Source organism: Gammaproteobacteria bacterium, from assembly GCA_013817245.1.
GTDB lineage: Bacteria > Pseudomonadota > Gammaproteobacteria > HTCC5015 > HTCC5015 > JACDDA01.
The window spans coordinates 80,977-92,699 of sequence record JACDDA010000002.1 but is presented as its reverse complement, the minus strand read 5'-3'; the positions used below and the strand labels follow the sequence as shown (position 1 = coordinate 92,699).

The 11,723-nt window shown below is 43.8% G+C and carries 11 protein-coding genes; 8 read left to right on the top strand and 3 right to left on the bottom strand.

Annotated elements, in window-relative coordinates:
- Window positions 1-8 precede the first annotated feature (8 nt).
- From H0W44_03235 to H0W44_03205, 7 genes are all read left to right on the top strand, one after another.
- Complete coding sequence (locus H0W44_03235) at window positions 9-587, top strand: LemA family protein (protein MBA3581449.1); 579 nt, start codon at window positions 9-11, stop codon at window positions 585-587.
- 60 nt (window positions 588-647) lie between these two features.
- A complete protein-coding gene (locus H0W44_03230) occupies window positions 648-1,532 on the top strand; it encodes a hypothetical protein (protein ID MBA3581448.1) in 885 nt (294 codons plus the stop codon).
- A 63-nt stretch (window positions 1,533-1,595) separates the two neighbouring features.
- On the top strand, window positions 1,596-3,620 hold the full coding sequence (locus H0W44_03225; protein ID MBA3581447.1) for a M3 family metallopeptidase: 2,025 nt from the start codon (window positions 1,596-1,598) through the stop codon (window positions 3,618-3,620).
- Window positions 3,617-4,300 (top strand): TIGR04211 family SH3 domain-containing protein, encoded by a 684-nt coding sequence (locus tag H0W44_03220; protein MBA3581446.1) that lies wholly within the window; start codon window positions 3,617-3,619, stop codon window positions 4,298-4,300. Before H0W44_03225 ends, H0W44_03220 begins: the two co-directional genes overlap by 4 nt.
- Before the next feature lie 12 nt (window positions 4,301-4,312).
- Complete coding sequence (gene xth, locus H0W44_03215; protein ID MBA3581445.1) at window positions 4,313-5,080, top strand: exodeoxyribonuclease III; 768 nt, start codon at window positions 4,313-4,315, stop codon at window positions 5,078-5,080.
- An 8-nt stretch (window positions 5,081-5,088) separates the two neighbouring features.
- Window positions 5,089-6,555, top strand: a complete 1,467-nt coding sequence (ubiD, locus tag H0W44_03210; protein MBA3581444.1) for a 4-hydroxy-3-polyprenylbenzoate decarboxylase — start codon at window positions 5,089-5,091, stop codon at window positions 6,553-6,555.
- A gap of 104 nt (window positions 6,556-6,659) precedes the next feature.
- Entirely contained in the window at window positions 6,660-7,301 is a 642-nt protein-coding gene (locus H0W44_03205; GenBank protein ID MBA3581443.1) for an AhpC/TSA family protein, read from the top strand.
- Window positions 7,302-7,938: 637 nt separating this feature from the next.
- Here the strand turns inward: H0W44_03205 and H0W44_03200 are convergent.
- From H0W44_03200 to trmL, 3 genes are all read right to left on the bottom strand, one after another.
- Window positions 7,939-8,418, bottom strand: a complete 480-nt coding sequence (locus H0W44_03200) for a peptidylprolyl isomerase (GenBank protein MBA3581442.1) — start codon at window positions 8,416-8,418, stop codon at window positions 7,939-7,941.
- A gap of 83 nt (window positions 8,419-8,501) precedes the next feature.
- Window positions 8,502-9,656 carry a hypothetical protein gene (locus H0W44_03195; GenBank protein ID MBA3581441.1) on the bottom strand — a complete coding sequence of 385 codons (1,155 nt, stop codon included), beginning with the start codon at window positions 9,654-9,656 and terminating at the stop codon, window positions 8,502-8,504.
- Window positions 9,657-9,779: 123 nt separating this feature from the next.
- Entirely contained in the window at window positions 9,780-10,244 is a 465-nt protein-coding gene (trmL, locus tag H0W44_03190; protein MBA3581440.1) for a tRNA (uridine(34)/cytosine(34)/5-carboxymethylaminomethyluridine(34)-2'-O)-methyltransferase TrmL, read from the bottom strand.
- Between the two features lie 67 nt (window positions 10,245-10,311).
- Between trmL and H0W44_03185 the strand changes: the two genes are divergently transcribed.
- Window positions 10,312-11,721, top strand: coding sequence for a sigma-54-dependent Fis family transcriptional regulator (locus tag H0W44_03185; protein MBA3581439.1), 1,410 nt, complete (start codon window positions 10,312-10,314; stop codon window positions 11,719-11,721).
- Window positions 11,722-11,723: the final 2 nt, after the last annotated feature.

Below are 11,723 nucleotides of genomic sequence, written 5' to 3'. Positions count from 1 at the left end.
AAATGGAGATAGCAATAACGAAATATTTTTTCTGGAGTTTAATGTTGGCGGTGTTTATATATGCCGTCGTGCTTTATAACCATTTAGTTATGTTGAAACACAATGTTGCTAAAGCGTGGGCAAACATTGATATTTTGTTAAAGCAGCGCCACGACGAATTACCCAAATTAGTCGAAGTGTGTAAACGTTATATGCAGCACGAACGTCAAACTTTAGACAGTGTTATGCAAGCACGCGCACAATCATTTAAAGCCAGCGAAGAAAAAAACATTAATGCGTTTGGTTCGGCAGAAGCAGCTTTGCGCACAAGTGTTGGTCAATTATTTGCGGTTGCAGAAAATTATCCGGAGCTCAAAGCCGACCAACTTTTTCGCAACTTAAGCCAAAGAATTTCTGCGTTAGAAAATCAAATTGCTGATCGCCGTGAATACTATAACGACAGCGTTAATCTTAATAATGTTCGGATTGAACAATTCCCCGATATCATCATTGCGCGCCTGACGGGCTTTCGAGAAAAACCTTTGCTGGAGTTTGAGCAAAGTGAATTGTCCGATGTCGACATCAAAAAAATATTTTCAGAGAATTAATTTTTTGTGCTAGCCGGGCTACATGATTTTGCGGTAAACAGTACGCGCATTGAATTCTTCATGGTCGTGATCATATTATTTGCGGGCAGTTTTTATTTTGCCATGAAAGGTTTTTGGCGAATTCGGAAAGGGCACATTATTCAAGATGCCGCTACCGCGAAAGTTCGTTCGGCTGCGCAAGGTTATGTAGAGTTGATTGGCCACACAAAATTAATGGACGGCTTGCCAATTGTTTCGCCGCTCACCGACACGCCCTGTGTATGGTATCGATACACGATTGAAGAATATCAAAACAATGCTAAAGAAGGTCGCTGGAACACGAATCAAGCGCGGACCAGCGACAACCTATTTTTGCTAGAAGACGAAACCGGTTGCTGCGTTATTGATCCTGAAGGCGCGGAAGTTATCGTGCTAGAAAAAAACTGCTGGTATGGCGATAGCCTGTATCCACAAAAAGGCATAAAACCGAATACTGCCAAACGCGCGGCTTTGTTTGCCGGCGGCGGCGGATTTCGTTATACCGAATATTTATTGCTCGAACATGAGCCTTTATATGCGATCGGTGAATTTAAAACGCTGGGTACGGGTGAAGACATTTTGAATCTTGAAGATGAGGTTCGTGAGCTCATCATCAAATGGAAACAAGATCCTCGCGAATGGACTCGATTTGATAGCAATCACGACGGGCAGCTCGATTTGCAAGAATGGCAAAAACTTCGGAAAGCTGCGCACCAAGAAATTATCGATGCGCATCAGCATCAAACGATCGCGGCGGTGCATGTCTTACAAAAACCTGAGCGCGCAAAGTTGCCGTATTTATTATCTAATCGAGACCCTGATTATTTAATTCAGCGTTATCGTCTCCGTGCTTGGCCGCTGGTGCTGCTGGCGATATTTGCAGCGACCGCAGGGGCGTATTTGGTGCAAATGCGCATATTGGCTTAACGCAGAAGCGTGTTAGCATCGCAGCCCATATACTAATATACGATCCAACGGTAGCGTGTTTTTATGAACTCAAATCCTTTGTTAAAAATTGATGGCTTGCCCATATTCTCGGAGATTCGTCCAGAACAGGTACTGCCCGCGATCGAAATCGTGCTGCAGGAAAATCGCCAAGCATTAACCGCGCTGATCGCGAATATCAAACAGCCGAGCTGGCAAAACTTAATGGATCCGTTAGATGCCTTAGAAAACCGCTTGGATAAAGTTTGGTCGCCAGTGAGGCATTTAAATTCTGTGATGAACACCGAAGCGTTGCGCGACGTTCATGATCAGTGTTTGGATAAGCTCTCGGACTATCACACTGAAATTGGCCAAAACGAATTGCTGTATCAATTGTTTAAACAATTAGCGCAAAACGCGCGCATAGAAAAATTAGATTCAACCCAAGAAAAAATTCTGCAAGATGCGTTGTTGGGATTTGAATTATCTGGCGTGCATTTGCCGACAGATAAAAAGCAACGTTTCAAAACGATTCAACAAAAATTGTCGCAGCTGCAATCGAAATTTGAACAAAATGTTTTAGATGCAACGCTCGCGTGGCAACATCATGAACGCGATATTAAATTGTTAAAAGGATTGCCGGAATCCGCGTTAGCGATGGCGGCACAAAAAGCGCAGCAAGCGAATAAAATCGGTTATCTGTTTGATTTGCAGTTTCCGAGCTATATCGCGGTGATGACGTATGCAGATAATCGCGAATTAAGAAAACTGTTTTATACCGCCTACAATACGCGCGCCAGCACAGAACCCTATGATAATAGTTCGAACATTGATGAAATTTTAGCGTTACGCCACGAGCTTGCGCAATTGTTGGGCTACGCCAATTATGCTGAAAAATCGGTAGTGACTAAAATGGCGGAATCACCCACAGAAGTCATTCAGTTTTTAATGGAATTAGCGGAGCGTGCTAAACCACAAGCACAACAAGAATGGAAAACTTTACAAGACTATGCCGAGGCTGAGTTAAAAGGCGAAGCATTGCAGTCGTGGGATGTTTCTTATTACAGCGAAAAATTGCGTGAAGAATTATTTGGTATTTCAGATGAAGCTTTAAAACCTTGGTTCCCTGCTGAACGTGTAATTGCTGGCATGTTTGAAGTAGTGCAACGCTTATATGGTTTAACGATACAAGCCGCCGTTGCTGACACATGGCATGCCGATGTGCGTTTTTATGAAATTCGTGATGCAGCCGGTGTTGTGCGCGGACAATTTTATTTGGATTTATATGCGCGCCAATTTAAACGCGGCGGCGCGTGGATGGACGAATGCCAAAATCGCTATTTGCAACACAATGGTTTGCAATTACCAGTTGCGTATTTAACCTGCAATTTAACCGCGCCGATTGGTAAACAACCCGCCATGTTTACCCATGATGAAGTTACAACGTTGTTCCATGAGTTTGGTCATGGCTTGCATCATATGTTAACGCAAATTGATTATCCGTCAGTGTCCGGTATTCATGGTGTTGAATGGGATGCGGTCGAATTACCCAGTCAATTCATGGAAAACTGGTGTTGGGAAATAGAAGCGCTAGCGTTCATTAGTGGTCATTATGAAACTGGCGAACCTTTAAGCGCCGATGTTATTCAGAAACTCCGCGACGCACGAAATTTTCAAGCGGCGATGCAAACCATGCGACAAATTGAATTTTCTTTATTCGATTTGCGTATACATGGTGAGTACACCGAGAAAAATCTTAAGTCTGTGCAAGTATTGCTAGATGAAATACGTCAGCAAGTAGCGGTAAATATTCCGCCGGTTTTTGTGCGGTTTCAAAATAGTTTCGGTCATATTTTTGCGGGCGGCTACGCTGCAGGTTATTACAGTTATAAATGGGCAGAAGTGTTATCGGCCGATGCGTTTTCTAAATTTGAAGAAAATGGCATTTTTGATCGCGCTACCGGCACTGCGTTTATGCAAAATATTCTCGAACGCGGCGGTTCACGCAAAGCCATGGAATTATTTGAAATGTTTCGTGGTCGCAAACCTTCTATTGAACCATTGCTGCGTCACACAGGATTGGCCGCATGAAATATTTAATGTCATTGATGGTTTTTTGTTTAGCCAATATCGCAAGTGCGCAACAAACGAATTACATCAGTGATCGCTTATTAGTTAATATTTTTGCAGAAAGAGACCAAGAACAAAATTCCGTAAAAACCATCGCAAGCGGCACTATTGTAGAAGTATTAGAACGCGATGAAATGCACGCAAAAATTCGCCTGCCGGATGGCACCGAAGGTTGGACCAGAGCCGCGTTTATTACGAATAAAAAACCGACTGCGGCGGTATTACGCGAAGTGCAAATAGAACGCGATACTTTGCGTGAACAACTCGCTAACACCGAAGAGAGCGTGATCAGCGGCGTACCCGATGAACAATCAGCGCAAGCCCTACAGCAAGCGAATCGAGAAATCATTCAGCTGAAAGAACGCTTAACTGCTTTGGGCAATGGTCAAAATGATGTAACGGAAGAATTACAAGTAATCGAAAAAGAACGTGATGACTTACAACAAGCGTTAAATGAAACACAAGAAGAAAACAAGGAATACCAACAGCGCTTATCGTATCGCGGCGGCGGATTAAACCGTTATCAAATAGTGTGGTTAATAGTTGCCTTATTTTCATGCGCAGGATTTGGTTTTTTGTTGGGCTATAAAAAAATGGCTAAACGCATGCAAGATAGATTTGGCGGCTACAAAGTCTGGTAATGGATTATTAATATGAAAATCGTTAGCTGGAATGTTAATTCGCTCAATGTCCGTCTGCCGCATATGTTTAGTTATTTAGAATATGCGCAACCCGATGTTTTGGTGTTGCAAGAAACCAAACTCACCGATGAAAAATTTCCCGTTGCCGAAATTGAAGCTGCCGGTTATCACGTTGTCTACTCAGGACAAAAAACCTACAACGGCGTGGCGATCTTAAGTAAAAGCCCGATGACGGATGTGATCGTCGACGTCGATGATTTAGAAGATCCACAACGACGTATTTTAAGCGCAACCATCAATGGTGTGCGCGTGCTCAATCTCTATGTTGTTAATGGCAAAGCGGTTGGCGATGAAAAATATGAACACAAATTATTTTGGTTAAAACGCGTAACCGCGCATATTGCTAGCGAAATTAAACAATATGAAAATGTAGTGATTCTCGGTGATTTTAATATCGCACCAGAAGATCGCGACGTACATGATCCGCTGGCGTGGAAAGATCAAATTCTATGCAGCGTTCCCGAACGCGAAGCACTGCAAAAAATAATGAATTGTGGTTTAGTTGATACTTTTCGCATTCATCATGAGCAAGCCGGTGTTTACAGCTGGTGGGATTATCGTGCGGGTGGTTTTCGTCGTAATCAAGGACTACGAATAGATTTAATATTAGCGAGCCCAGCGTTAGCGCAGAAATGTATTGCGGCCGGCATTGACCAAGAACCGCGCACCTGGGAACGACCTTCAGATCACACACCGGTATGGGCAGAGTTTGCTCTATAAAAACAGATATGAAATATAACGATCTACGCGATTTTATTGCTCAACTCGAAAAACGCGGTGCGTTGAAACGCATCAGCATCGAGATTGATCCTTATTTAGAAATGACAGAAATCTGTGATCGCACCTTGCGCGCCGGCGGGCCTGCTTTGCTATTTGAAAACGTCAAAGGCTCAACCATTCCAGTTTTAGGAAATTTATTTGGTACACCTGAGCGCGTCGCGTGGGGCATGGGCGCGGAAAATTTAACAGCGTTGCGCGAAGTAGGCCGTTTGTTAGCGTGGTTACGTCAACCGGATCCGCCGCAAGGAATGAAAGACGCGTGGAATGCATTGCCGATGTTTAAAAAAGTAATGGACATGGCGCCGAAAAAAATTCGTAGCGCACCTTGCCAAGAAATAGTTTGGCAAGGTGATGAAGTTGATTTAAATAAATTGCCGATTCAAACCTGTTGGCCTGAAGACGCAGCGCCGTTAATTACTTGGGGTTTAACGGTGACTAAAGGTCCGGAAAAACCGCGCCAAAATATGGGCATCTATCGTCAACAAGTGATCGCGCGCAATCGCGTCATCATGCGTTGGTTATCACATCGTGGCGGCGCATTAGATTTTCAAAGTTGGCAACGCCATCATCCTGGTCAACCGTTTCCCGTTGCCGTTGTGCTCGGTGCAGATCCTGCAACTATATTAGCAGCGGTTACACCGGTACCTGATAATTTACCTGAACAAGCGTTCGCAGGTTTATTGCGTGGTTCGCGTACAGAATTAGTTAAATGTATAACGCATGATTTAGAAATACCGGCCAGTGCCGAAATTGTTTTAGAAGGTTTTATTTATCCAGATGATCTTGCTGCAGAAGGACCTTTCGGCGATCACACGGGGTATTACAACGAAGTCGAACAATTTCCCGTATTCACTATTGAGCGCATTACGATGCGTAAAAATCCTATTTATCATTCTACCTACACCGGACGACCACCCGATGAACCTGCGGTGCTTGGCGTTGCATTAAATGAAGTGTTTGTGCCGATTTTGCAAAAACAATTTCCAGAAATTATTGATTTTTATTTACCGCCAGAAGGTTGTTCGTATCGCGTTGCTGTTGTCAGCATGCGTAAAGAATATCCCGGCCATGCTAAACGCGTCATGATGGGTGTCTGGTCATTCTTGCGACAATTTATGTATACCAAATTTGTCATCGTCGTCGATGAGGATGTGAATCCACGCGATTGGCAAGACGTGATTTGGGCGATTAGCACACGCATGGATCCTGCACGCGATACTGTTATCATCGAAAACACGCCAATTGATTATTTAGATTTTGCATCACCCGTTGCAGGCCTTGGTTCAAAAATGGGTATGGACGCAACCAATAAATGGCCAGGTGAAACCCAGCGTGAATGGGGCAAACCGATCAGCATGGATGTGAATGTGAAAAAACGGGTTGATGAGCTGTGGGATAAATTGGGCATTGAGTGAACGAATAAAACAGTCATATTAAAGATGTTAAATAAGATGAAATTTACAGGAGACATACTATGTTAAAGAAACTTTATATTGTTATATCACTGATTGTATTGAGCATGATCGCGATTAGCTGCAATAAACCTGCAGAACCCGCAGCTGATGTTGCGACAACAACGTCAACTATTCCTAATAACGCAGAAGATGTGCGTCCTTTGTTAGTGGGAGAAAAATTGCCAGCGATCCAGTTAAACAACATGGATGGCACGGCCGTTAGTTTAAATAATTTAGTGACAGAAAAACCCACGGTGCTGGTTTTTTATCGTGGTGGTTGGTGCCCTTATTGCAATTTTCAATTAGGCCAATTGCAATCGATAGAATCACAATTAGTTGCATTGGGTTATCAAGTACTTGCTGTTAGTCCTGATAAACCTGAAAAGCAAAACGAGTCTAAGACTAAACAAAGCCTGCAATATCAATTGTTATCAGACAGCAGCATGGAAGCAGCACAAGCGTTGGGCATTGCGTTTCGTTTAGACGATGAAACGAATGCTAAATATAAAGAATACGGCATTGATCTAGAAGCAACGTCGGGTTATACGCATCATTTATTACCGGTGCCGGCTGTGTGGATTATTGATCAAACGGGTTTAATTCGTTTTGCTTATGTTAATCCGAATTACAAGTCGCGCTTGGATCCAGAGCTTTTATTAGCGGCTGCCAAATCCGCGTTAAGAACAACGGATGATATTAAGCTGTGATAATTTGTTCAGCGATATTCTTTAGCTTTTAAAAGCGTTTCGCTCGTCGCTACGCGACTACAGCGAGTAACTTTTTGTCGTAACAAAAAGTTACCAAAAAATACTCTCCCCCAATGTCTCGCTGCGCGTAAACCACACGCGCAGTGCCCTCATATTGCACGATTTGTAACGGGTCGTTCCGACGCGACGTCCTTGTCGCGGCGGAACTAAAACAAACTCCCTGTTTGTTTTCCCCGACAAGTCTTGCAGCATTCGGCGAGCCATAAGGGGTATTTGCTTTGTTCGGTTTTTGAAATAAATTAATGTACAGAAGTATTGTAAGTTATAAGGCATTAAACGAAGGGATAATGCCCGTTATAGTGTGCCGAGCAGTGTTTAAGGGATAGCGACACATGAACAGGGATGTTCATGTGAGCCGAGCGCAACAGGATGTTGCGTTGAGGCGACGCGTTAGCCCTTAAACACGACGAGGGAATGCTTGAATGAAATTGTATTTCATTCAAGTGCATAATATTCGGGTGAGTACTTTTTGGTGACTTTTTGTTACGACAAAAAGTTACTCGCCGTAGCTGCGTAGCAGTGGGCGAAATGCTTTTGAATTTTAAAAATACTGTTACGCAATACAGCGTAGGTTTAACTAATGCGCATGCCCGCCCACGCCATGTGCATGACCATGTGAAAGTTCTTCTTCACTAGCCCCGCGCACGTCAACGATTTCGATATTAAAAGTTAATTGTTTGCCCGCTAATGGATGATTGGTGTCGAGGTCGACATTAAATTTTCCCACTTTGACAACGGTGGCATTAATAACGCCTTGTTGTGTATTCACTTTGACGGCTTTGCCCGGCGTTAATTTACCTTTAGTAACCAAATGTTTAATAGGCACTCGTTGTTGAGATTGTGGGTTACGCAAACCATAAGCATCTTCAGGGGCTAATGTGATGCTGAGTTGTTCGCCTTTGGTTTTGCCTTCTAAGGCTTTTTCGAGCGAAGGAAGAATATTATTTTGGCCGTGCAAATACGCCATAGGGCTAGCGTTATGAGAGTTTTCTATTTCGCCGTGTTCATCGCTTAAGCGGTAGTGAATGCTAACGACGGTATTTTTGCTGATTTGCATAATGTAAAAACCGAGGTGAGGTAAAGGAATGTTATTTAAGCAGCGTATAAATTTTATCGGCGGATTTTAACAAAATTAAATATTTAGCGTGCATAGGTTTTAGCTAACCAGGCTGACCAATTATTTAAACCCGTGCGCGGCAAAATATTTTCATCGTATAAACCCGTATCTCGCCAGATAGCGCCAATATCGCTTTGACCGAGGGTGGTATTCCATAATGCATCATAGTCGGTCAACGCAAACCAAATAACGAATTCAGCACCCAAACTTTGTGCTTCGGTGAGCACACGTTCTATATAAGCCGCTTGATAATTAGCGTCACTGTATTCGCTGTAACTGTAATTAGTAATCGTTAATGGCTGTGCGATCCAACCCGTTTCCGAAATAGCGAGGCGCTTATTGTTGCCGACAATGGATTTAATTTGAGTTAACCAATTGCTGGGTAAGCTGTTCGGATTAGCAGTATAAGCCGGGTCATATAAGATATAGGGATAAGCGCTAATGCCGACGATATCTACATAATTGGTAATGCGTGCAAAATCTGTAGTTACTTGCTGCATTTCGGTTGAACCAGGTGCATTTAATGAAATAGAAGCAATCAATGGTAGTTGTGGGTGAACTGCTTTTATATTGCTATAAACGGCGGCGGCGAAAGTGACGAATTGAGTAAATTTTGCCGGCTCCGTAAGCATCAATACACTCACTTCTGTGCCGTAATCAAAATATTTTGGTTGAAAGCGCGTAATCATATTTAAAGCAAAGTTGGTATAGGCTTCAATCACTTCTGGATCATCTAAGTTACGCGTTGCCCATGCACCGCTGCGTGGTTGATTGGTGCCGCTACTATTCCAATCACCAGCAAGATCATCGCGCGCGCCATTTAGAGGATCGATCGCCAGATAAATAATTTTATTAGATTGCGTGCGGACTAAACGTGCCGCAATACCATTTTCTACTTCGCTGGGATAAGTCGTTTTGTCATAAGCGGCTTGCCACGGAATGCCGCTGTCTAAATGATGTTTCACTATATCGCCACGTTGTTGAATACGTATATAAGTATCATCAATAGCGGTAATTGTTGCTTCATAAGGCCAAGGCGTAAATCCCATATAAAAACTACGTGTTGCGGGAGGTGATGGCGATGGTGCTGGGGGAGAATTATCTTTATTACAACCGCTTAATAACAAGCTGGTTGCGAGTGTCGCGGTTAAGATAGAAAAGGACAAACGTCGTTGCATGCGTGCGGCGCCTCTTTAATGGTGGAAACGAGTAACTTTTACAGTGACCACATTTTTAATGGGTGGCCTGCACAGTATAGCTGGCCGATTTTTTTCTAGCAGCGGATTTGCTCAGCTGCACCGTTAGCCAGCACCCTTAAAGTCTAATTGGCGCCATGCTTCATATACGGCAATCGCGACCGAATTGGACAAATTGAGGCTCCGATTGTTAGCTTGCATCGGAATCCGTAAACGCTGCGACGCGGGCAAAGATTCGCGCACATCTTCCGGCAAGCCACGGGTTTCGGGGCCAAATAACAGGGCATCTCCCGCTTGAAAAGCGACGTCATACAATGAATGACTGCCTTTGGTAGTGAAACCAAATAATCGCGCGGGTTGGACTTGCTGCTGAAACTGCGCTAAATCGGCATAGGTTTTAACCGAGGCCCATTCTAAATAGTCTAATCCAGCGCGGCGTAAGCGGGTGTCGTCCAGTTCAAAACCCAGCGGTTCGATCAAATGCAGTTGCATGCCGGTATTACTCGCAAGGCGAATAATATTGCCGGTGTTCGGTGGTATTTCAGGTTGGTATAAAACGATATGGAGCATAGCTGGCCGGGGTGCATTCGTAGAAGCTTGAGTCTATCATAGGCCACCGTTGGGGCGGCATCACACAATGACAGCACAGATAAAACCAAAACATAAACCCGTACTTTTATTGGTAGACGACGATCCGCTGATCGCTGAAACCATGGATTATTTATTACGCGGTGATTATGACGTCATCACCGCGGGTGATCGTGAATCGGCGCGGGAAGTAGTAGAGCTATCGCCGCGCATTCCGCAATTGGCCTTGGTTGATTTAGGTTTACCGCCGGTGCAACACAGTCCTGATGAAGGCTTTGCGTTGATTCCAGAATTGCTGGCGCATAATTCTCATATGAAAATTTTAGTGCTGTCAGGACAAGACGAGCACGCCAACATTCGTCATGCGCTTACTTTAGGCGCGGTTGATTTTATTCCTAAACCTTCGGATGCCGCGTTATTAAAAGCGCGTTTACAGCATCAGTTGATGTTGCTAGAAGCCGAAAATAAAAATCATATACAGCCTACCAATGAATGGGTGGGTTCTTCTAAAGTGATGCAATTACTCGTTCAACAAATCCAACAATTTTCTGATGCGCCGTTTCCAGTATTAATCGAAGGCGAATCAGGCGCGGGTAAAGAATTAGTTGCGCAACGTTTACATGATGCAGGTCAGCGCGCCGGTAAACCGTATTTAATTATTAATTGCGCCGCATTTACTAAAGATTTATTAGAAGCACAATTGTTCGGTTATGCAAAAGGTTCTTTCACTGGCGCTGCGCGCGACCATGCGGGCTTTTTTGAAGAAGCCGGTGATGGTAGTTTGTTTCTCGATGAAATTGGTGAGCTGCCTTTAGAACTACAAGCTAAATTATTACGCGTCTTAGAAAACGGTGAGTTTTATCGTTTAGGCGAAACGCGCCCGCGTTTATCTCGTGCCCGTATTATTGCTGCAACCAATAAACATATGATCGACGAAGTGCGCGCAGGGCGTTTCCGTCACGATCTTTATCATCGTTTAAGTATCTTAACGATTAAAGTTCCGCCCTTATCGGTGCGCGGTGATGATCGTTTCGAGTTGTTAGATTATTTTCGTAAAGTATATGCCGGTAGCGTACCGCCATTTAGTTTAAGCGAAGCGGCCGCGAATGTTTGGCGTGACTATGATTTTCCGGGCAATGTGCGCGAACTACGCAATGTTGTGATTCGTTTAGGTACCAAATATCCTGGTCAATCGATTACGATTGAACAAATGTTGGGCGAAGTAGAAATGGGCGAAGACGTTCATCATTTGCCGCAACTGGATTTATCGGAAGACGATATTTTGCGCGTCATGGATCGCGACGACTTTCAATTAGAGCATCATTTGCAAAAACTCGAGCAGCAATACGTCAGCGTTGCCTTGCGTAAAGCCGACGGTAATTTAAGTCATGCGTCTAAATTATTAAAAATTAACCGCACTACTTTATACAGCCGTTTACAAAAACTGGGTTTAAAGTAATC